Source organism: Neisseria lisongii (assembly GCF_028463985.1).
Taxonomy (GTDB): domain Bacteria; phylum Pseudomonadota; class Gammaproteobacteria; order Burkholderiales; family Neisseriaceae; genus Neisseria; species Neisseria lisongii.
Window position 1 is genome coordinate 728,136 of the sequence record NZ_CP116766.1, and the last position, 21,084, is coordinate 749,219.

At 52.9% G+C, this 21,084-nt stretch carries 14 protein-coding genes; 7 read left to right on the forward strand and 7 right to left on the reverse strand.

Going from position 1 to position 21,084, the window contains the following annotated elements; all coding sequences use genetic code 11:
- The 3 genes from PJU73_RS03265 to PJU73_RS03275 all read right to left on the reverse strand — a co-directional run bounded on the left by PJU73_RS03265 (position 1) and on the right by PJU73_RS03275 (position 3,027).
- A complete protein-coding gene (locus PJU73_RS03265; protein ID WP_237091123.1) occupies positions 1-939 on the reverse strand; it encodes a DNA cytosine methyltransferase in 939 nt (312 codons plus the stop codon).
- A 65-nt stretch (positions 940-1,004) separates the two neighbouring features.
- Positions 1,005-2,480 (reverse strand): anthranilate synthase component I, encoded by a 1,476-nt coding sequence (gene trpE / locus PJU73_RS03270; protein ID WP_237091124.1) that lies wholly within the window; start codon positions 2,478-2,480, stop codon positions 1,005-1,007.
- A 157-nt stretch (positions 2,481-2,637) separates the two neighbouring features.
- Positions 2,638-3,027, reverse strand: a complete 390-nt coding sequence (locus PJU73_RS03275; protein ID WP_237091125.1) for a hypothetical protein — start codon at positions 3,025-3,027, stop codon at positions 2,638-2,640.
- A gap of 157 nt (positions 3,028-3,184) precedes the next feature.
- On the opposite strand from PJU73_RS03275, the gene PJU73_RS03280 reads away from it, so the two are divergent.
- The 5 genes from PJU73_RS03280 to lpdA all read left to right on the forward strand — a co-directional run bounded on the left by PJU73_RS03280 (position 3,185) and on the right by lpdA (position 11,493).
- Positions 3,185-3,961: an SDR family NAD(P)-dependent oxidoreductase gene (locus PJU73_RS03280; RefSeq protein WP_237091126.1), complete on the forward strand. Its 777-nt coding sequence runs from the start codon at positions 3,185-3,187 to the stop codon at positions 3,959-3,961.
- A gap of 31 nt (positions 3,962-3,992) precedes the next feature.
- Entirely contained in the window at positions 3,993-4,610 is a 618-nt protein-coding gene (locus PJU73_RS03285) for a Smr/MutS family protein (protein WP_237091127.1), read from the forward strand.
- A gap of 567 nt (positions 4,611-5,177) precedes the next feature.
- A complete protein-coding gene (aceE, locus tag PJU73_RS03290) occupies positions 5,178-7,847 on the forward strand; it encodes a pyruvate dehydrogenase (acetyl-transferring), homodimeric type (protein ID WP_237091128.1) in 2,670 nt (889 codons plus the stop codon).
- A 142-nt stretch (positions 7,848-7,989) separates the two neighbouring features.
- Positions 7,990-9,636, forward strand: a complete 1,647-nt coding sequence (gene aceF, locus PJU73_RS03295; RefSeq protein WP_237091129.1) for a dihydrolipoyllysine-residue acetyltransferase — start codon at positions 7,990-7,992, stop codon at positions 9,634-9,636.
- 66 nt (positions 9,637-9,702) lie between these two features.
- Positions 9,703-11,493, forward strand: a complete 1,791-nt coding sequence (lpdA, locus tag PJU73_RS03300) for a dihydrolipoyl dehydrogenase (protein ID WP_237091130.1) — start codon at positions 9,703-9,705, stop codon at positions 11,491-11,493.
- 155 nt (positions 11,494-11,648) lie between these two features.
- Here lpdA and PJU73_RS03305 read toward each other — a convergent pair whose 3' ends face one another.
- The 4 genes from PJU73_RS03305 to PJU73_RS03320 all read right to left on the reverse strand — a co-directional run bounded on the left by PJU73_RS03305 (position 11,649) and on the right by PJU73_RS03320 (position 15,556).
- Entirely contained in the window at positions 11,649-12,662 is a 1,014-nt protein-coding gene (locus tag PJU73_RS03305; protein WP_272607582.1) for an IS110 family RNA-guided transposase, read from the reverse strand.
- Positions 12,663-13,018: 356 nt separating this feature from the next.
- The gene (gene radA / locus PJU73_RS03310; protein ID WP_237091855.1) at positions 13,019-14,392 is read right to left on the reverse strand and encodes a DNA repair protein RadA; all 1,374 of its coding nucleotides are present in this window, start codon (positions 14,390-14,392) and stop codon (positions 13,019-13,021) included.
- An 83-nt stretch (positions 14,393-14,475) separates the two neighbouring features.
- Positions 14,476-14,835 carry a fluoride efflux transporter CrcB gene (crcB, locus tag PJU73_RS03315; RefSeq protein ID WP_237091857.1) on the reverse strand — a complete coding sequence of 120 codons (360 nt, stop codon included), beginning with the start codon at positions 14,833-14,835 and terminating at the stop codon, positions 14,476-14,478.
- Positions 14,836-14,878: 43 nt separating this feature from the next.
- Positions 14,879-15,556 (reverse strand): energy-coupling factor ABC transporter permease, encoded by a 678-nt coding sequence (locus PJU73_RS03320; protein WP_237091854.1) that lies wholly within the window; start codon positions 15,554-15,556, stop codon positions 14,879-14,881.
- A 152-nt stretch (positions 15,557-15,708) separates the two neighbouring features.
- Here PJU73_RS03320 and PJU73_RS03325 point away from each other — a divergent pair, with 152 nt between their 5' ends.
- The gene (locus PJU73_RS03325; RefSeq protein WP_237091853.1) at positions 15,709-18,861 is read left to right on the forward strand and encodes a DNA translocase FtsK; all 3,153 of its coding nucleotides are present in this window, start codon (positions 15,709-15,711) and stop codon (positions 18,859-18,861) included.
- Positions 18,862-19,057: 196 nt separating this feature from the next.
- Positions 19,058-21,070, forward strand: coding sequence for a UDP-glucose:protein N-beta-glucosyltransferase (locus PJU73_RS03330; protein ID WP_237091852.1), 2,013 nt, complete (start codon positions 19,058-19,060; stop codon positions 21,068-21,070).
- Positions 21,071-21,084: the final 14 nt, after the last annotated feature.

Below are 21,084 nucleotides of genomic sequence, written 5' to 3' on the forward strand. Positions count from 1 at the left end.
TCAGCTTTCTTTCTTTAAAGCTTTGATAATTTGCTTACCGACGGCTTCTGCCACAGGAGGTGGGAAAGCATTGCCAATTTGTCGGTAGGCTGGCGTTTTTTTCCCAAAAAACTGCCAAGTGTCGGGAAAGCCCTGTATCCGAGCTGCCATACGTGCTGTCAGACGGGGCATACCGGTAAAGTCTTTAGGAGGCGGACTGTCCCATAATCCTGAACCGTCTATGCCTAATTCTGCCCATGCCCGTTTCGAGCGTGTCGGTCCTAAGTCTGCACCGCCGTGTTTTTTAGAGCCGCCTACCAATGTAGGTGCAATTTGGTTTGCTCCTAAATGCCATTTATATGCTTGAGACCAACCATCTTGCTCCATTAAATCCAGCAGTAACTCGCCTACAGTCGGCGGAGCAATGCCGATACTTTCAGGCCATTTGAAAAATGGAGCGTATTCTTGCTGTAAAGCAACAAAAATCACCCGAGGGCGTAATTGGGACACACCAAAATCAGCGGCATACAGTAATTTCCAATCGCCTAAATACCCTAAATCGGCAAACTGTTGTGTGATGTGTTCTCGGTATTCTTTAAATTTTGGGTCCAGCAAACCACGAACATTTTCCAGCATAATTGCTTTTGGGGCGGTTTCTTTCGCTAAACGGATGGCTTCGGGGAATAAATCACGTTCGTCTTCTGCGCCTAATTGTTTGCCGGCTTTAGAAAACGGAGGGCAAGGTACACCACCGGCCAATAAATCGATATTCTGATAAGCAGAGCCGTCAAATTGGCGGACATCGGTTTCGATAACATTCCAATGCGGGCGGTTAAGGCGTAATGTTTGACAAGCGGGCGGCTCGATTTCCACTAAGGCCGTATGCACAAATCCTGCCCGTTCCAAACCTAAAGCCTGCCCGCCAGCACCGGCACAAATTTCTAATGAATTAAATTGCATATTTTCTTATAGTGTTGGTAAATATTTCAGACGGCCTATGGTTCATGCCGTCTGAAAACTGCGGTTCAATTATCCAACCCTTCCTGCACCATCTGCGCCGCCCGGATGACGGCTCGGGCTTTGTTTTGGGTTTCGTTCCATTCGGATTGCGGGTCGGAATCGGCGACGATGCCTGCGCCGCTTTGGACGTATAAGGTATTGTTTTTAATCACGGCGGTACGGATGGCGATGGCTAAGTCCATATCGTTGTTGAAGCTCCATACGCCGACTGCGCCGCCGTAAATGCCCCGTTTGCTCGGTTCGACTTCTTCGATGATTTCCATGGCGCGTACTTTGGGTGCGCCGGAAAGGGTGCCGGCGGGGAAGGTGGCGGCGAGGATGTCCATATTGGAAACGCCGTTTTTCAGACGGCCTTCAACGTTGGAAACGATGTGCATTACATGGGAATATTTTTCAATCACCATTTTGTCGGTTACTTTGACTTCGCCGGTTTGGCTGATACGGCCTACGTCGTTTCGCCCCAAGTCGATGAGCATGACGTGTTCGGCGATTTCTTTGGCATCGTTTAATAAATCCTGTTCGTTGGCAAGATCTTCAGCGGGGGTTTTGCCGCGCAAGCGGGTGCCGGCAATCGGGCGCACGATAACGTTGTCCTGTTCTCTGCGGACGAGGATTTCGGGCGACGAGCCGACGATGTGGAAGTCGTCGAAATCGTAGTAAAACATATACGGCGAGGGGTTAAGCGTGCGCAATGCCCGATAGAGCGAGAGCGGGCTGTCGTGGTAAGGCATGCTCATGCGCTGGCTGGGGACGACCTGCATACAGTCGCCGGCAAAAATATAGTCTTTGACTTTGTCCACGCAGGCTTTAAACGGTTCTTCGCCGAATTCGCTGACGGCTTCGGTGCGGCTGTTGCCCAGCGACAGGGGAATGGCGCAGCTTTGGCGCAGTTGGGTGCGCAGGTCTTCCAAGCGTTCGCGGGCGGTTTCGTAGCCGTTGGTTTGGTTGGGGTCGGCATAGACAATCAGGTAGATTTTGCCGGAAAGATTGTCGATGACCGCCAATTCCTGCGAGAGCATCAGGAAAATATCGGGGGTGCCGATAGGGTCGGGTTTGGCGGTGTTTTTCAGGCGGTGGGCGAAATGTTCGAAATTGTAAATGGTTTCGTAACCGAAATAGCCGACCAAGCCGCCGGTAAAACGGGGCAGACTGGGGATTTCGGGAGAACGGAAGCGATTGTGGAAGGCTTCGATAAAGGGCAGCGGGTTGCCGTCGTATTGTTCGGTGATTTTGCCGTTTTCATACACATCGACGTGTTTGCCGTCGGCTTTTAAAAATGTACTGCAGGGCAGGCCGATAAAGGAATAGCGGCCGAAGCGTTCGCCGCCGACTACGGATTCGAGCAGATAGCTGTAGGGCTTGTTGGCGAGTTTGAGATAAAGGGAGAGCGGGGTATCCAAGTCGGCCAAGAGTTCTTGAACCAGCGGGATGCGGTTGTAGCCTTGTTGCGCCTGTGCCTGATATTCTTGTCTGCTGATCATGGTTTGCTCCCGCCTGCTTGGGATTGGGTTAAGAAGAGTGAAGAATATAACAGTTTATGGGGGGAAAATCCAGCCTGTGATGCCGTCTGAAAACGGCTTGGCAATGGATTGGCGTGAAAAAAACGCACCCTGCAAAAAGTAGGGTGCGGCATTGGGATTATTTGAAGTTGCGGGCGTTTTCGATTTTCAGACGGCGTGCCTTTTTCCATTTATAGGCATAGCCTGCAGCAGCCGGAATCAGGGCGAGTATCAGTTTGAATGTCCAACCGGCATACCATGCGGCTTCTCCTGAAGTGTTGCCGCCGTCAAGCCGGTTTAAAAGCGGCCACCAGCAGGCGGTTAATGTGCCGAGAAACAGCGGCCAGACGTGGCGGCTGAGGTTGCGTTGCCAAATCAAAAAGCAGACGGCCGCCCAAACGGCGGTTGAGATGGTAATCAGCAACACAGTGTAAGCATCACCGCTGAATGCGGCAGCGGCAAAATAGCTTAACGCCGTCCAAGCCAGCGCTAAAATCAAAACAATCAGTTCTTCGGGGCGTTTAAACATTCCGGTTCTCCAAAATTTTTGGGCGGGCGTGAGTTGGGCATTATACCTGAAATTATGGTTTCGGTATCTTTAACCAACAGTTTCGCCCGCTGCATTCATTTTCAGACGGCATGGCTTGTGGCACAATAAACCGTTTGCGGCAGAAAGGACAGCGTTTATGCAGAAAATCATCATCAGCGGCCACAGCCGGGGCTTGGGAAAAGCCTTGGCGGAACATTATTTGGCGCAGGGCGTGCAAGTATTGGGCTTATCGAGAACCCTGTTGCCCGAACAGGTAGGGCTGACGCAAATTGCGCTTGATTTGCAGCAGACGGATACTTTATCGGCTTGGCTGGCACAAGGCGGTTTGCAGCACTTTATCGCCGAGGCTTCGGAAGTGGTGCTGATTAACAATGCGGCAACGGTCGAACCGTGTGCCGTGGCGGGACGGCAGAGGCCGTCTGAAATTACCGCTGCAGTGCAGCTCAACATTGCAGCACCGCTGATGTTGAGCAACACATTGCTGCACATCCGGCAGGCGGGGCAAACCGTTAAAATCATCCATATCGGCAGCGGTGCAGGCCGAAAAGCCTATGCCGGTTGGAGCGTGTACGGCGCAACCAAAGCCGCCTTGGATCATCATGCCCGCTGTCTTGCCGCCGAGCAGCATGAGCGGCTGAACATTGCCAGCATCGCTCCCGGCGTGGTCGATACCGAAATGCAGGCGCAAATCCGCAGTCAGAACGAACAGGATTTTCCGCTGCTGAACCGTTTCCAACAGCTTCAAGCCGACGGCGGCCTCACTTCGCCGCAAACAGCGGCTGAAACCATCGCACACATGATTGCCGACGACGATTTCGGCTTGGAACCGATTCAAGATGTCCGCACATGGCAGGCACTGCAAGACAGTTTACACTGTGCAGACGCAATCAGAATATCGTCAGAGGCCGTCTGAAAATCATTAATCAAGAAAACAGGAACAAGAAATGAAGCAGGATTTCCAATCCCTTTTAAAAGATTTGGGCAAACAGGCCAAACAGGCGGCGCAGCAGCAGGCCGCCGCCGAAGCCGAAGCACGTAAAAAAGCCGAAGAAAGCATCAGTTTCGCCCAAGCCGTCGGTGGCGTACAACCTTTAAAAAACAGTCAGCGCTACCACGCTCCGCAGGATAAAACGCCGCTCAAACCCCGCCCGCAGCAGCCGGAAACGCTGGCGGAAGAAGACTATTTCTATGTCGGCAGCGGCGGCTGGGACGAACCGCCGGCCACGTTCAGCAAAAACGGACAGGGTAAAAACGATATTCAGCGGCTGCGCAACGGACATTATCCAGTGGTGGCCGATGTCGATTTGCACGGCTACACGCAGGAAGAAGCGCAGCAGGTGCTGAACGAATTTATCGAATTTACCAAAAAACGGGGCGTGTGCGGCGAAATCGTCCACGGCAGCGGCTTGGGTTCGTCCGGCTACAAACCGGTCTTGAAAACCATGACCCGCCGCTGGCTGATGCAGCATCCCGATGTATTGGCGTATGTCGAACCCAAAGCAGGCAATGACGGTGCCGTCCGTTTCCTGCTGAAACGCCGCCGTACGGAAGATTTTGAATAGACCGGTATGCCGCAGGCAAAACTGTGTGCGGTGTATGGTGAAATAATCTTAAAAAGGCCGTCTGAAAATGCGGAAACAGGCATTTTCAGACGGCCTGTTTGACAGGGCGATTGGGAAAAGTAATTTTCTTCATTGATTGTGTCAAATGAAGTAATTATCTGAAGCTGAGTTTCAGCAAAAAAGTTGAAAATATTCGTTTTATATTTGAAAAGTTCATTATTTTGTTGAAAATTGTATTTATTGGTTCGATTATGAAATATTATTTGATTGAATATGAAATTTTTAAGATTGGGTGCAGGTCGGGCGGCGGCGGTTTGTCGGATAAATACGCTTTGACCGTTTGCAAGACGTTTTAATTGCTGATACGATTTCACATGACGAAAAGTGTCATCAAAATCTGCGGTATTCCTATACCGGTAAGGATGTTTATAAATTGCTGATATTCGGAAATATTTCAGATTTTGTGATGATTTGTTTTCTTTTTTGAAAATACAATGTTTGAAAAAGAAAGAATATGAATCGGCCTGAACAGGCCGGTATTTGTAACTCGATAGAAGGATAATTGATATGTCCACCCAAATGCACGATATTGATCCGATTGAAACACAGGAATGGTTGGATGCGTTGAGCTCGGTATTGGAAGGTGAAGGCACAGAGCGTGCGCACTTCCTGCTGGAAAACTTAGTGAAATACACCCGCCGCCGCGGCGTTCATATGCCGTTTGATGCCACCACGGCTTATTTGAACACCATTCCGGTCGGTCAGGAGAAAAAATCGCCGGGCAACCATGAGTTGGAACACCGTATCCGTTCGGCAATCCGCTGGAATGCTGCGGCGATGGTATTGCGTGCCGGCAAAAAAGATTTGGAATTGGGCGGCCATATCGCATCTTTCCAATCTTCCGCCACGTTGTATGATGTCGGTTTCAACCATTTCTGGAAAGCCAAAGGCGAAGGCGAAGAAGGCGATTTGATTTTCGCCCAAGGCCACATCGCCCCCGGCATTTATTCCCGTGCCTTTATCGAAGGCCGTCTGACTGAAGAGCAGTTGGACAACTTCCGCCAAGAAGTGGACGGCAAAGGCCTGTCTTCTTATCCGCACCCGCACCTGATGCCTGATTTCTGGCAATTCCCGACCGTATCTATGGGTTTGGGCCCGCTGATGGCGATTTATCAGGCACGTTTCCTGAAATATTTGGATTCCCGCGGTCTGAGCAAAACCAAAGGCCGTAAGGTTTGGTGTTTCTGCGGCGACGGCGAGATGGACGAACCTGAGTCCCAAGGTGCTATTGCGCTGGCGGCACGCGAAGGTTTGGACAACCTGATTTTCGTCATCAACTGTAACCTGCAACGCTTGGACGGTCCGGTACGGGGCAACGGCAAAATCATTCAAGAACTGGAAGGCAACTTCCGCGGTGCCGGTTGGAATGTGTTGAAAGTGATCTGGGGCAGCAAATGGGACGCATTGCTGGCACGGGACACCAACAATGCACTGAAACAGCGTATGGAAGAAGTCAATGACGGCGACTACCAAACCTACAAATCCAAAGACGGCGCTTATGTCCGCGATCATTTCTTCAATACGCCTGAACTGAAAGCCATGGTTGCCAATATGTCCGACGAAGAAGTATGGGCATTGAACCGCGGCGGCCACGACCCGCACAAAGTGTATGCCGCATACTACGAAGCGGTAAACAACGCCGGCGGCCGTCCGACCGTGATTCTGGCCAAAACCATTAAAGGCTACGGCATGGGCGCATCAGGCGAAGGCCAAAACATTGCCCACCAAGCCAAAAAAATGGACACCAAATCATTGAAAGGCTTCCGCGACCGTTTTGATATTCCGGTAACCGACGAGCAAATCGAAAGCGGCGACTTGCCTTACTTCCGTTTTTCAGAAGACAGCGCCGAAATGCAATATCTGCGCGAACGCCGCAATGCCTTGGGCGGTTATTTGCCGCAACGCAATCCGAACAACGAAGCCTTGCCGGTGCCTGAATTGTCCGTATTCGATGCGCAACTGCAATCGAGCGGCGACCGCGAGTTTTCAACCACCATGGCATTCGTACGCATTTTGGCGACCTTGCTGAAAGACAAACAAATCGGCAAACGTGTCGTACCGATTGTGCCGGACGAAAGCCGTACTTTCGGTATGGAAGGCATGTTCCGCCAATACGGTATTTGGAATCCGAAAGGCCAGCAATACACCCCGCAGGACAAAGACCAGTTGATGTTCTACAAAGAATCGGTTGATGGCCAGATTCTGCAGGAAGGCATTAACGAACCGGGTGCAATGGCAGACTGGATTGCGGCGGCAACTTCATACGCCAACAACCGCTATGCCATGATTCCGTTTTACATTTACTACTCTATGTTCGGTTTCCAACGTATCGGCGACTTGGCATGGGCGGCCGGCGATATGCACGCACGGGGCTTCCTGCTGGGCGGTACGGCAGGCCGTACCACACTGAACGGCGAAGGTCTGCAACACGAAGACGGCCACAGCCAAATCCAAGCCGATCTGATTCCGAACTGCGTTTCTTACGATCCGACTTTCCAATACGAATTGGCGGTGATTATCCAAGACGGTCTGCGCCGCATGTATGTAGAAAACCAAGATGTGTTCTACTACCTGACGCTGATGAACGAAAACTATACCCATCCTGCATTGCCGCAGCGCAAAGGCATCGAGCAGGAAATTCTGAACGGTATGTACCTGCTGCAGGAAGGCGGCAAGTCCGACAAGAAAGTACAGCTGATGGGTTCGGGTACGATTCTGCAGGAAGTGATCGCCGCCGCCGACTTGCTGAAAGCCGATTTCGGTGTTGAAGCCGATGTATGGTCTTGCCCGTCGTTCAACCAACTGCACCGCGATGCCATCGAAGCAGAACGCTACAACCGTCTGCATCCGTTGGAAGAAGCCAAAGTGCCGTTCGTTACCCGTCAGCTGCAAGGTCACGAAGGCCCGGTGATTGCTTCTACCGACTACATTCGCAGCTTCGCCGACCGTATCCGTGCCTATATCCCGAACGATTACCACGTTCTGGGTACAGACGGTTTCGGCCGCTCCGACAGCCGTGCCAACCTGCGCCGCTTCTTTGAAGTGGACCGCTACAACGTAGCCGTAGCCGCATTGAACGCTTTGGCACAACAAGGCAAAGTGAGCAAAGAAACCGTACAGCAAGCCATCGAGAAATACGGCATTGCAACGGATACTGCACCTAGCTGGAAACGTTAATCCGCATTTTCAGACGGCCTCCATCATGGTAAGGCCGTCTGAAAACCGCATTAACCGTTTGCTTGCAAGCAATACGGCAAAACGCTTTTTCTTATCGGAAACAGCGTTTTGCCCACCCGAATTCGTTTCATAAGGAAGCAAAATGAGTATCGTAGAAATCAAAGTACCCGATATCGGCGGTCATGAAAACGTAGACATCATCGCCGTAGAAGTCAAAGCAGGCGACACGATTGCCGTTGACGACACCCTGATTACACTGGAAACCGACAAAGCCACCATGGACGTGCCTGCTGACGCTGCGGGCGTAGTGAAAGAAGTCAAAGTCAAAGTCGGCGACAAAATTTCCGAAGGCGGCGTGATTCTGCTGGTAGAAACCGCTGCAGGCGCAGCCGAAACTCCGGCAGCCGCTCCGGCTGAAGCACCGAAAGCAGCCGAAGCCGCACCTGCACCGGCGGCCGCTGCGCCGGCTTCAGGCAGCGCAAGCGTAACCGTGGTCGTGCCGGACATCGGCGGCCACAGCAATGTAGACGTAATTGCGGTTGAAATCAAAGTCGGCGACACCGTCGCTGTTGATGACACCCTGATTACTTTGGAAACCGACAAAGCCACCATGGACGTACCGTCCACCGCAGCCGGTGTGGTCAAAGCCGTGTTGCTGAAAGTCGGCGACAAAGTATCCGAAGGCAGCGCCATTATCGAAGTGGAAAGCGCCGCCGCTGCAGCCGCACCTGCTGCACCTAAAGCCGAAGCCGCTCCGACACCTGCACCTGCTGCAGCACCGGTTCAGGCTGTTCCGGCCACTGCACCAGCACCTGCTGCTCCGGTTGCCGCATTCGGCAATACACCGATTAACGAAACCGGTTTTGCCAAAGCCCACGCCGGCCCGTCCGCCCGCAAACTGGCACGTGAACTGGGCGTGGATCTGACTTTGGTCAAAGGTACCGGCTTGAAAGGCCGTATCGTCGGCGACGACATCAAAGCATTTGTAAAAGCCGCTATGCAGGGCGGCGCAGGCAAAGCAGCTCCTGCTGCGGTCGGTGCTTCTTTGGGCGGCGGTTTGGACTTGTTGCCATGGCCGAAAGTGGACTTCAGCAAATTCGGTCCGGTCGAAGTGAAAGAATTGTCCCGCATTAAGAAAATTTCCGGTCAAAACCTGTCCCGCAACTGGGTGGTGATTCCGCACGTTACCGTTCACGAAGAAGCGGATATGACCGAATTGGAAGAATTCCGCAAACAGTTGAACAAAGAATGGGAACGCGAAGGCGTGAAACTGTCGCCGCTGGCGTTCATCATCAAAGCCTCGGTTGCCGCACTGAAAGCCTTCCCAGAGTTTAATGCCTCTTTGGACGGCGATAATCTGGTGCTGAAAAACTACTTCAACATCGGTTTTGCCGCCGACACGCCAAACGGCTTGGTGGTTCCGGTGATTAAAGACGTGGATCAAAAAGGCCTGAAACAAATCAGCCAAGAATTGACCGAATTGAGCAAAAAAGCCCGCGAAGGCAAGCTCAAACCGCAGGAAATGCAGGGCGCATGCTTCACCATTTCCAGCCTCGGCGGCATCGGCGGCACCGGCTTTACGCCGATTGTAAACGCTCCGGAAGTGGCCATTTTGGGCGTGTGCAAATCGCAAATCAAACCGGTTTGGAACGGCAAAGAATTTGCCCCACGCCTGATGTGTCCGTTGAGCCTGTCGTTCGACCACCGTGTGATTGACGGTGCGGCCGGTATGCGTTTCACCGTATTCTTGGCTAATCTGTTGAAAGACTTCCGCCGTATTACCCTGTAAACGGCCGTTTTCAGACGGCCTCGCATGATGAGGCCGTCTGAAAACCGACCATAAGAAAGGTTAGAAATGAGCTTGATCGAATTAAAAGTGCCGGACATCGGCGGTCATGAAAATGTAGATATTATTGCGGTCGAAATCAAAGCGGGCGACACAATTGCTATTGACGACACCCTGATTACACTGGAAACCGACAAAGCCACCATGGACGTGCCTGCGGAAGCGGCGGGCGTGGTGAAAGAAGTCAAAGTCAAAGTCGGCGACAAAATCTCCGAAGGCGGCGTGATTGTGGTGATTGAGGCCGAAGGTGCGGCAGCCGCAGCCGAAACACCGAAAACCGAAGCTGCTCCGGCAGCGGAAGCCCCTAAAGCAGCGCCAACCGCTGCACCGCAAGCCGCACAGTTTGCTGGTACGGCAGATGCCGAATACGATGTGGTCGTATTGGGCGGCGGTCCGGGTGGCTATTCGGCCGCTTTCGCCGCAGCAGACGAAGGTCTGAAAGTCGCAATTATCGAGCGTTACAGCACCTTGGGCGGCGTGTGCCTGAATGTCGGCTGCATTCCTTCCAAAGCCCTGCTGCACAATGCCGCAGTGATTGACGAAGTGCGCCATTTGGCAGCCAACGGCATCAAATACCCTGAGCCTGAAGTCGATATCGATATGCTGCGCGGCTACAAAGAAGGCGTGGTAAACCGCCTGACCACCGGCCTGAAAGGCATGGCCAAAGGCCGTAAAGTGGACATCATCCAAGGCGAAGGTCAATTTGTCGGCCCGAACCACATGGAAGTAGCGCTGACCACCAGCGACGAATACGAAACCGCTACCCCAACCGGTGAGAAAAAAACCGTTGCCTTCAAAAACTGCATTATCGCAGCGGGCAGCCGTGTTACCAAATTGCCGTTTATCCCTGAAGACCCGCGCATTTTCGACTCGACCGGTGCGCTGGCACTGAAAGAAGTTCCGGGCAAAATGCTGATTATCGGCGGCGGCATTATCGGTTTGGAAATGGGTACGGTGTACAGCACACTCGGCACCCGCTTGGACGTGGTCGAAATGATGGACGGCCTGATGCAGGGCGCTGACCGGGATTTGGTAAAAGTATGGCAAAAAGCCAACGAATACCGTTTCGACAACATCATGCTCAACACCAAAACCGTTGCCGTAGAGCCGAAAGCAGACGGCGTGTACGTTACCTTTGAAGGCGCAAACGCACCGAAAGAGCCGCAACGCTACGATGCCGTTTTGGTGGCCGCAGGCCGTGCGCCCAACGGCAAACTGATCGGCGCAGAAAAAGCCGGCGTTGCCGTAACCGACCGCGGCTTTATCGAAGTGGACAAACAAATGCGCACCAACGTGCCGCACATTTACGCCATCGGCGATATTGTCGGCCAACCGATGCTGGCGCACAAAGCCGTACACGAAGGCCATGTTGCCGCCGAAAACTGCGCCGGCCACAAAGCCTACTTCGATGCCCGAGTGATTCCGGGCGTTGCCTACACCGCTCCCGAAGTGGCTTGGGTGGGCGTAACCGAACTGTCAGCCAAAGCCGACGGCATCAAAATCACCAAAGCCACCTTCCCGTGGGCCGCTTCCGGCCGGGCCATTGCCAACGGTTGCGACAACGGCTTTACCAAACTGATTTTTGATGCCGAAAGCGGCAAAATCATCGGCGGCGGTATCGTCGGCCCGAACGGCGGCGACATGATCGGCGAAATCTGTCTGGCCATCGAAATGGGCTGCGATGCAGAAGACATCGGCAAAACCATTCACCCACACCCGACCTTGGGCGAATCCATCGGCATGGCCGCCGAAGTCGCACTGGGCGTATGTACCGACCTGCCTGCCCAAAAGAAAAAATAAGCTGATTGTTTAGCTGATTGACTCAGGCCGTCTGAAAATCCGATTTTCAGACGGCCTTTTGATTGGTAGGACGGGATTGGGGGTATATAGTGAATTAACCTAATAATCCATACAGTTTTTAAACAAGGCGTAGATACTATAAGCCCCCCAACAAATCAAGCCTTATCCAGACACATTTTCGCATAGCGTTCTTCGTTAAAGGGTTGTTGGTACTTCAATACAGATTGGGCAATGGTTACGAGTTTACGCATCAGAGCCACAATCACGGCTTTTTTCGCCAGTTTATTACGCTCCAGCAAGCGTTGGACAAACGAGCTGTAAATACTGTCCTTATATTTGCCAAAGCAAAACGACACGGCCGGCATATAGAGTATCTTCCTCAAATCACTCTGTCCGATACGGGAGATACCGACCCGCTTATCTACACTCGTTCCCGATTGTCTGACCATCGGGGTCAGTCCGGCGTAGGTCGCAGCAGCACGTCCGTTTTTAAACCGAGTGCCGTCGCCCAGTATGGCGAGCAGCCAACAGGCTGTGGTTTTGCTGATGGCGGGAATACTGCTCAGCAGATGATGGTTGTGTTTCAACTGATCATCCTGTTTCACCAACTGATGAATATGCGTTTCAACGGTTTTGACTTCGCACTCAAGAAAAGCAATCAGACGTTCGGACGAAGCCATCGCATACTCGTCCAACAGCATCTGCAGCCGGACTTTTTCTTTGGTCAGCGCTGCTTTTAAATGTTCGAGATGACGAAGTTGGCGCAATAAGGCTTTTTCGTTATTGCCCTTCGGTTGCCACAGGTCAAACTCATGAACATAGCTTTCGGCTAAGCGGGCAAGTAATTTGGCATCCGCTTTGTCGGTTTTGGAACGTAAGTTCAAACCTTTGGCAAAGTTGGCGGCACATTTGGGATTAATCACGACTACCGAATGTCCGGCCGCATATAAGTATTCGCACAACCTTTCGTGATAGACGTTTGTCGCTTCCATCACGATATAGAGCGGCTTATCCGAAAAGCTGTTCAGCCATTCGCTCAAAGCAGCAAAACCTTGCGGATGGTTCTCAAACTGGTGGTGTTGATACACTTTTGCGGATTTTTTAACCGCAACATCGAACTTTAACTTGGCAATATCGATGCCGATAAAATAAAATGGGGTGTCCATCATGCTCCTAACCTTGTGAATGCAGACTATGCACAGCATGTCTATGATACTATTCGGGGTGTTTGGACATTGAAAACAGGCTTTTATCTACGTCGCGGGCTTTGAAGCCCAAGGTTGGCGTACAACTCTGTTTTCAATCCCGCCCCTGATAGCTGCTTCTGTCGGGGGCTTTTTATTTTATCTTGTGGTTGGTGTTTCTTATACAAGGTTGGGTCGAGACCCAACACGATTGAAATACCTTGAAACATAAGGTTTGTTGGGTTACGCTCGTGCCTCGCTAACCACAATCTACACCTGCTTTTGTATGGAAAATTCGGTGTTCTAACTATATAGCAAATCTACTGAATTTTTAGTACATCCTAACTTTCCCGACAAATGTCAATTGCTTCCTGCAAACTGCTGATGCCGTAGATTTTCAGGTTGGGAAATTCGGAGCGTTGGCGGGGGAGGTTGGCTTTGGGGACGATGGCCTGTTTGAAGCCGAGTTTTTCTGCTTCTTTCAGGCGTTCTTGGCCGCGGGCGACGGGGCGGACTTCGCCGCTGAGGCCGATTTCGCCGAAGGCGACCATTTTTTCGGGCAGCGGGCGGTTGCGGAAGCTGGAGAGCATGGCGAGAATCACGGCCAAGTCGGCGGCCGGTTCGCCGATTTTGACACCGCCGACGGCGTTGAGAAAGACATCTTGGTCGAAACAGGCAATGCCGCCGTGGCGGTTTAATACGGCCAAGAGCATGGCGAGGCGGTTTTGTTCGAGACCGACGGTGAGGCGTTTGGGGGTGAAGCCGTGGGCATCGTCCACCAAGGCTTGGATTTCGACCAGCAGCGGGCGGCTGCCTTCCTGCGTAACCAAGACGCACGATCCGGAAACGTCGTCCCGATAGCTGGCAAGGAAGATGGCGGAGGGGTTGGACACGCCTTTGAGGCCGGTTTCGGTCATGGCGAAAACGCCCAATTCGTTGGCGGCGCCGAAGCGGTTTTTAATTGCCCGTATCATGCGGTAGTTGGAATGTTGGTCGCCCTCGAAATAGAGGACGGTATCGACCATGTGTTCCAATACCCGCGGGCCGGCGATGGCACCGTCTTTGGTAACGTGGCCGACTAAAATCATGGCAATGCCCATTTGTTTGGCAATGCGGGTCAGTTGCGCCGCACATTCGCGTACCTGCGATACCGAGCCGGGGGCGGAGGTAATCTGGTCGGAATACATGGTTTGAATCGAGTCGATCACCACTACTTCGGGCAAATGCTGTTTTAAGGCCGTCTGAATGGCTTCCATGCGGATTTCCGCCAGCAGGTTTACGCCTTCGGTCGGCAAGTCCAAACGTTGCGCCCGCAGGGCAACCTGTTGCGCCGATTCTTCGCCGGAAACATACAGCACTTTGCGTTTTTGCGCCATTTTGGCAATCGTTTGCAGCAGCAGCGTTGATTTGCCGATACCGGGGTCGCCGCCGAGCAGAATCACGGCACCGTCCACCAAGCCGCCGCCCAATACCCGATCCAGTTCGCCGATTCCGGTCGGATTGCGGGGAACTTCGGTGGCGGTTACTTCCGACAGCGACTGCACGCTGGAGGTATCCGCCGCCCATGATTGGAAACGGGCGTTTTTCGGTTCGGGGGCGGCAAGGCTTTCCTGCAGGGTGTTCCATTCGCCGCAATGCGGACATTTTCCCTGCCATTTCGGCGATGTGCCGCCGCATTCGCTGCACTGATAAACGGTTTTAGATGCTTTTGCCATGATGTTATGCTTTGGTGGTGGATGAAGGCCGTCTGAAAATCCGATGTTCGGTTTTCAGACGGCCTTCATTATAGCCGAAACCGTTATTTCCCCAAACCGGCGAGCCACAAGCCGAGTGCCGTCAGGGCGAATGAACCGAAAACGTGCAGGCATACGGTCAGCAGGGCGGCGGCGAAACGGTGTTGCTGAAGCAGGGAAACGGTTTCGAGCGACAGGCCGGAGAGGGTGGTCAGGCTGCCGAGAAAACCGGTAATCAGCAGCAGTTTCCAATGCGGGTCGCTGATTAGGGGCGCAGCGATGCCGATACAGAATGCGCCGATCCAGTTTGCCGCCAGCGTGGCGGGAACAAAGGGGAAGGCGTGCCACGGAAGCAGGGTGAGCAGCCAGCGGCTGACTGCACCGGCGGCGGCTCCGATGGAAAGAATGAATACGGACGACATGATAGAAAATTTATAAAAACAGCCGTTTTCAGACGGCCTTGAGTATTTATTGCCAAATACTGCGTTTGCTGCGCAGATAGCGGTTGTCTTCAAATGTATTGATCCAGTGCGGGCGCAGGGCGACGAATACGGCGGTACTCAAGCCGCTTAAAAAGGCTTCCGCCCAAGCAATCAGGAAAAATACGGGAAAAGCGGTGTTCCACAATAGGCCGTCTGAAAATGCGCCGACCCCGTGCCAAATGCAGACCAACACTGCGCCGGTCAGCAGCATGGAAGCGGCGGAAGCCAAAAAGCCGTTGGCAAAAATAAAAATAAAGATATTGGCGGGCAAGCGTTTAACCAGCGTGCGGGCGGAAAAATTCACCAAAAGCGGCGGCAACAGCAGCGCCAAGGCATTGACGGGATAAGCCTGCCAGTCGCCGTTGAGCCACAAATAAGGCAACAGCAGACAGGCGGCAAGCCAGAAAGCGGCGGGAATACCGATCATCAATGCCACCAGATTGACCGCCAGCAGATGATAATTAATGCCCGCCAACTGGCCTTGGTCGGGTGCGGCCGACAAACTCCATGCCGAAGCAAAAATCAGGGCGGCAAGCAGACCTGCCGAACGGTAGCGGCAAAATGCGGCAAAGGCACGGCGGGCAAAAACGCCCAGCAGCAGAATGGTGCAGCACCATGCGGCGGCAAGCGTTGTATGGCTGAACCATTCGGCTTGGAAAATCATCGGTTTATCAAGAAATACGGTTTTCAGACGGCCTTATTATACGCCGAATACGCAAAATCTGCCCCGAATGCGGCCAAGATTATTTTGTTTGCCGCTGAAACACGTTAAAATAGGCGTTTTTGCTGTTGGAAGTCAAATAAGGCTGCGTATTTATGTTGTGGAATATCCTGATTTTTGTATTGTTGTGTGCCATCGGCGGCGTGTGGTGGTGGCAAGTCCGCCAAGACAGGCTGTGGCGGCAAAAGAAAAATATGCCGGTGCAGCAGCCGACCACCGAAAATCCACCGCCGGCTTTTTATCTGCACTGCCGCCGCTGGCTGGCACATTTGAGCAGCCGCCTGCCGAATGCGGAAAACAACAGCAAAAACGCTGCGTTCAAACGTTTGCTGGCGGTGCGTCAGGAACGCCCGCCGGTGCAGCCGCAGCCCGAAACTTGGCAATATGTGGACGATTCGCAGCAGTTTTCCGAGCATTCGGAAGCGTTTGCCGAAACGCAAACGCCCGAACATCCGCTGCCTGAACCACACATTCCGCAGCCTGTCCGCAAAACCATTATCGGCTGCAACGGCCGCCGCCGTTTGTCGCAGGCGGCTGACCCTGAGATTGTGCCGTTTGAAGAATTTGGCGAACCCGAATACCGCCCGCAAAAAGTCGGCCGTGTCGATTGGGAAGAAATCACCTTGCAGGATGCGACCCGCTCGCTTCATGAGGCTGCCCTTCAGGAATGGGCGGCGGCTGCCCGAACACTTGCGGAAGCCGCACCCGCTCCGATTAAAGCCTCGGCCCAGCCGATGGCGGATTTGGAAATCATCGATTTAAACGATCCGCTGCTGCAGAGGACACGGGAAAAAGTATTTGCCGAACGGGAGCAGAACCACCGCCTCCCAAGCGCTGCCCGCTATGCCGATTTGTCTTTTACCGCAAACCGCAAACCGCATGTTATTAGCAGCGCAGAAACTCACTTCGCTCGTTTTAGCGAAACCTGCGGTTTTAGCTGCGCAGAAACTCACTTCGCTCGTTTTAGCGAAACCTGCGGTTTTAGCTGCGCAGAAACTCACTTCGCTCGTTTTCAGACGGCCTCACAAGCCTTTTCTCCAAACGAAACCGCCCACCGCTGGCAACCGGAAATGGACATTGCCGGTATTCAGGACGATTTGGCGCGCCGTGTTGCCGCCATGCAGAAAGTGCGCCGTTTTGATAGCGAAACGCCGGCGGTTAATCTGCAACGTCCTGCCGTAACACGCCGCAACGCAACCGCCGAAGCTGTGCCGCTGCTGCGTTCCAACCGTGGTACTGGCACATCGGGCAATACACCAGCCGAACCTGAATATATTCCGGCACGCCCCCGTATCCGTCCGACCATGCCGCAAACCGCTGTAGAAAATACAATGCCAAACGAAGCGCCGACGATTCAAGCTGAAACAGTGCAAACGCCGACCAATCCGCCCGTGGCGCAAGTGATTGAAGTTCAACCTGTTATCCATACACCGCCGCAGGCGGAAACGCCGGTGGTGCGTACGGTGCAGCCGCAGTTTGCCGAAACCGTGTTGCGGCCGCTGAACGATTTTCTGATTCGTGAATCGGTGGATGAAGCATACGAGCCGCAAAGGCCGTCTGAAAACCGCCATATACAGGCGGAACACAGCGGGTATGCAGACACGGTTCGCACCGATATGCCGCAGCCTGCCTATCCTGCGGCATTTGCCACGCCTGCCGCTGCGCCTGCACCAAGCGTTGCGGCGGCAACGGCTCAAACAGCTCAAGTAACTCAAACGGTGCAAACCGATTATGTTCCGTCTGTATCGTCAGTGCCGCCGACACATTACACGCTGCCGGACGTAAATCTGCTGCTGCCGCCGCAATTTGACCCGAGTGCGGCGCAAACCGAAGAGGCTTTGCTGGAAAACAGCATTACCATCGAAGAAAAACTGGCGGAATTTAAAGTCAAAGTCAATGTGGTGGATTCGTATTCCGGGCCGGTGATTACCCGTTATGAAATCGAACCCGATGTCGGTGTGCGGGGATCGGCGGTTCTGAATCTGGAAAAAGATTTGGCACGCTCGCTGGGCGTGGCATCAATTCGGGTGGTGGAAACCATACCGGGCAAAACCTGCATGGGCTTGGAACTGCCGAATCCGAAACGCCAAATGATCCGCTTGAGCGAGATTTTCAATTCGCAGGCATTCCGCCAGTCGCAATCCAAGCTGACGCTGGCGCTGGGTCAGGACATTACCGGCGAGCCGGTAGTAACCGATTTGGCAAAAGCGCCGCACCTACTGGTGGCGGGTACAACCGGTTCGGGCAAATCGGTTGGTGTGAATGCGATGATTCTGTCTATGCTGTTTAAAGCCACGCCGGAAGAAGTGCGCATGATTATGATTGACCCGAAAATGCTTGAGTTGAGCATTTACGAGGGCATTCCGCACCTGCTGGCGCCGGTGGTAACCGATATGAAGCTGGCGGCCAATGCGTTGAACTGGTGCGTCAATGAAATGGAAAAACGCTACAATCTGATGAGCCATGCGGGGGTGCGCAATCTGGCGGGCTATAATGAAAAAATCGTTGAAGCTGCCCGCAGGGGCGAGAAAATAGTCAATCCGTTTACGCTCACGCCGGATAATCCCGAATATCTGGAAAAACTGCCGTATATCGTGGTGGTGGTGGACGAATTTGCCGATTTGATGATGACTGCCGGTAAGAAAATCGAAGAGCTGATTGCCCGTTTGGCGCAAAAAGCCCGTGCCGCCGGTATTCATCTGATTCTGGCAACCCAGCGTCCGAGCGTGGACGTGATTACCGGCCTGATTAAAGCGAATATTCCGACCCGCATTGCGTTCCAAGTGTCGAGCAAAATCGACAGCCGCACCATTCTCGACCAAATGGGTGCGGAAAACCTGCTCGGTCAGGGCGATATGCTGTTTCTGCCGCCGGGTACGGGCTATCCGCAACGGGTACACGGCGCTTTTGCTTCGGATAACGAAGTGCATCATGTGGTGGAATATCTCAAGCAGTTCGGCGAACCGGATTATGTGGACGATATTCTCGGCGGCGGTAGCAGCGATGAGTTTTCAGCTTTCAGCCGCAGCGGCGACAGCGATACCGATCCGATGTATGACGAAGCCGTCGCCCATGTGGTGAAAACCCGCAAAGCCAGCATTTCCGGCGTTCAGCGAGCCTTGCGTATCGGCTACAACCGTGCCGCCCGCCTAATCGAACAAATGGAAACCGACGGCATCGTTTCGCCGCCCGAAGCCAACGGCAACCGGAATGTCTTGGCACCGAGCAGCAGCCACTTGGACGATTGAGTGAGGTATGTTGAGGCCGTCTGAAAACTGTATGTAAAAAGGTGCAGTTTTCAGACGGCCTGTTGCTCTGAAATGCGGGTTTGATTTATTTTTTGTCCTGTTCAATGGTATAATTTTGCCCGATTTCATTTTTGTTACGGTTTGAATAGTGTTCCAAACCGGATTTATTCCTAATAATTTTTTAAAAGCCACTGATATGACTCAAGCAACCAATCCGAGTGTGATTCGTTTTGAACGTGAAATCCATGCTAAAAACCACGAAGCAGCCTGTAACGAGCTGCTGGCGATTCTGCAACAGATCGACAGCAACTTTGGCGGTATCGACAATATCGAATGCGATATCCCGCAGCAGCTGAATAATCCCGAATTGGGACAAGAGAAAATTGTTTATTTCTGTACCCGTTTGGCTTCGGCGATTACCACGCTGTTTACCGATCCCAACCTGCAAATCAGCGACGACGGCGCATTGCGTTTCTTGGTGCTGCAACGCTGGTTGAACATGGTATTCGCCAGCTCGCCGTATTACAATGCCGACCATATTTTGGCCGCCTACCACGCCGGTGCGCCGGAAGATTTGTACACCAACTTCCTGCTGCGTCCTGATCCGCTGGTGTTGAACAAATTCTGCATTTTCTATCTGCCCGAATCCAATATCAACATCAACTTGGATTTACTGTGGGAACGCAATCCCGAATTGACCGCATCGCTAGCATTTGCCCTGCAGTCGCCACGCTTTATCGGCACTCCTGCCGCATTCAATAAGCGGGGTGTTTTGCTGCAATGGTTCCCTGAAAAACTGGCACAACTGCCGAACCTGAACCGTGTTCCGTCCGGCATCAGCCACGATGTCTATATGCACTGCAGCTACGATATTGCCGCCAATAAACACGATGTTAAAGGTGCGTTGAACAAAGTTATCCGCGGGCATTTGCTGGGCAACGGCTGGCAAGATTGCGATGTGAGCAAACTCGGCGAAGTAAACGGCAAACCGGTGATGTTTGTATTGCTTGAGCATTTCCACGCCGCACACTCGATTTACCGCACCCATTCCACGTCTATGATTGCCGCCCGAGAACATTTCCATATTATCGGTTTCGGCGGTAAAGACGTTGATCAGGCGGGTCGCAACGTATTTGATGAATTTATCGAATTGTCTTCCGGCAACATCTTCGACAGCCTGCGGGAAATCCGCAACCGTGTTGAAGAATACCACCCGGCCGTGTTCTATATGCCGAGCATCGGTATGGATTTGAAAACCATTTTTGCTTCCAATACCCGACTGGCACCGGTTCAAGTTATCGCCTTAGGCCACCCCGGCACCACCCATTCCGAATTTATCGAATATGTGATTGTGGAAGACGATTACGTCGGTAGCGAAGAGTGCTTCAGCGAAACCCTGCTGCGCCTGCCGAAAGATGCACTGCCGTATGTACCGTCCGCACTGGCCCCCGAAAGCGTAGAATACCGTCTGATTGAAAATCCGGAAGTGGTCAATATCGGCGTTGCCGCAACCACCATGAAACTGAATCCGTACTTCCTTGATGCCTGTCGGGTGATTCGAGACCGTGCCAAAGTGAAAGTACATTTCCATTTCGCACTGGGCCAATCCAGCGGCGTTACCCACCCGTATGTAGAGAAATTTATCCGTTCCTACTTGGGCAAAGACGCTACCGTCCACCAACACGCACCATACCACGATTACCTGCGCACGCTGTACGGTTGCGACATGATGATCAACCCGTTCCCATTCGGCAACACCAACGGCATTATCGATATGGTAACGCTGGGCTTGGTCGGCGTATGCAAAACAGGTCCTGAAGTACACGAACACATCGACGAAGGCCTGTTCAAACGCTTGGGTCTGCCGGAATGGCTGATTACCCACACCGCAGACGAATACGTCGATTGCGCCGTGCGCTTGGCGGAAAACCACGAAGAACGTTTGGCACTGCGCCGTCACATCATCGAAAACAACGGTCTGCAAACCCTGTTCAGCGGTAATCCAAAACCAATGGGCGAAGTATTGCTGAAAAAAGTGCAAGAGCTGCCGCAATTCCAAGCGAAAGCCAAACCGACACGCAAAAAAGCAGCACCCAAAACCGATGCCAAAGCCGCCCCGAAAACAGCGAAAAAATCCCCTGCCAAAAAAGCAGAGCCGAAAACCGCTGCTCCACGCACCCGTAAAACAGCGAAAAAAGACAGCCAGTAATCTGCGATAAACAG

Excerpts from the sequence above, each read along its gene's own strand:
- PJU73_RS03280 (WP_237091126.1), top strand. The coding sequence starts at position 3,185 with ATGCAGAAAATCATCATCAGCGGCCACAGCCGGGGCTTGGGAAAAGCC.
- lpdA (WP_237091130.1), top strand. The coding sequence starts at position 9,703 with ATGAGCTTGATCGAATTAAAAGTGCCGGACATCGGCGGTCATGAAAAT.
- PJU73_RS03325 (WP_237091853.1), top strand. The coding sequence starts at position 15,709 with ATGTTGTGGAATATCCTGATTTTTGTATTGTTGTGTGCCATCGGCGGC.
- radA (WP_237091855.1), bottom strand. The coding sequence starts at position 14,392 with ATGGCAAAAGCATCTAAAACCGTTTATCAGTGCAGCGAATGCGGCGGC.
- PJU73_RS03320 (WP_237091854.1), bottom strand. The coding sequence starts at position 15,556 with ATGATTTTCCAAGCCGAATGGTTCAGCCATACAACGCTTGCCGCCGCA.
- PJU73_RS03305 (WP_272607582.1), bottom strand. The coding sequence starts at position 12,662 with ATGATGGACACCCCATTTTATTTTATCGGCATCGATATTGCCAAGTTA.
- PJU73_RS03330 (WP_237091852.1), top strand. The coding sequence starts at position 19,058 with ATGACTCAAGCAACCAATCCGAGTGTGATTCGTTTTGAACGTGAAATC.
- aceE (WP_237091128.1), top strand. The coding sequence starts at position 5,178 with ATGTCCACCCAAATGCACGATATTGATCCGATTGAAACACAGGAATGG.
- PJU73_RS03265 (WP_237091123.1), bottom strand. The coding sequence starts at position 939 with ATGCAATTTAATTCATTAGAAATTTGTGCCGGTGCTGGCGGGCAGGCT.
- PJU73_RS03285 (WP_237091127.1), top strand. The coding sequence starts at position 3,993 with ATGAAGCAGGATTTCCAATCCCTTTTAAAAGATTTGGGCAAACAGGCC.
- PJU73_RS03275 (WP_237091125.1), bottom strand. The coding sequence starts at position 3,027 with ATGTTTAAACGCCCCGAAGAACTGATTGTTTTGATTTTAGCGCTGGCT.
- aceF (WP_237091129.1), top strand. The coding sequence starts at position 7,990 with ATGAGTATCGTAGAAATCAAAGTACCCGATATCGGCGGTCATGAAAAC.
- trpE (WP_237091124.1), bottom strand. The coding sequence starts at position 2,480 with ATGATCAGCAGACAAGAATATCAGGCACAGGCGCAACAAGGCTACAAC.